Origin of the sequence: Cupriavidus sp. SK-3, from assembly GCF_000611145.1 — a bacterium.
In the GTDB taxonomy this organism is placed as follows: domain Bacteria; phylum Pseudomonadota; class Gammaproteobacteria; order Burkholderiales; family Burkholderiaceae; genus Cupriavidus.
Map to the genome: position 1 here is coordinate 1 of NZ_JFJV02000113.1, position 554 is coordinate 554.

At 62.6% G+C, this 554-nt stretch carries 1 protein-coding gene; it reads left to right on the forward strand.

Annotated elements, in window-relative coordinates:
* On the forward strand, positions 1-302 hold a 302-nt coding region (locus tag CF70_RS37725; protein ID WP_235185013.1), incomplete at its 5' end, for a hypothetical protein.
* Positions 303-554 lie beyond the last annotated feature (252 nt).

Sequence of the window (554 nt, forward strand, 5' to 3'; positions counted from 1 at the left end):
GCCCCGAACGACACTCACCTCTTGGTGCGCCGGACTACCACGTCCAGCTAACCGGCCACCTTGCCGGAGTCCACTTCTTCCTGTCCTTTAGCGATGCCAACCGATCAGCCCTGAGCATGGAAGCGATGCGTCCTGACTGTCCGCTATGCGAACACGCCGGCGTTCGCCTTGCGTGCCGCTGCGCGGCCATCCACCCGGTGCATCGTCCTGATGCCAGCACTCGTTCGCCAGGATTGTTGTCCTCGCGCTCGTGGCTGCTGCCGTGGTGGGTGATTCCTGTTGCGCCGTTTTGGTACCGGTAGCGCCCCCCGGATCGTCATGCTCTCAAGAGCTTGCGTCAGTCACGTCCGTGACCCGCAAACGGCTCCCCGCCCCGAAGCCAGATCATCTCCGCCGCTGTGTGTCGGGCTTCGTGATCCGTGCCCAGCCTGTGGCTGAAGGGACGTCTCCTATCGATGGCGATTCCTCGAACACTGTCCGGTGTCCGGCTTCGGAATCGTCCTCACTACGGTCTACTTTCGCAAACAGACCGCCAATCGGCTTGGTATCGCGGT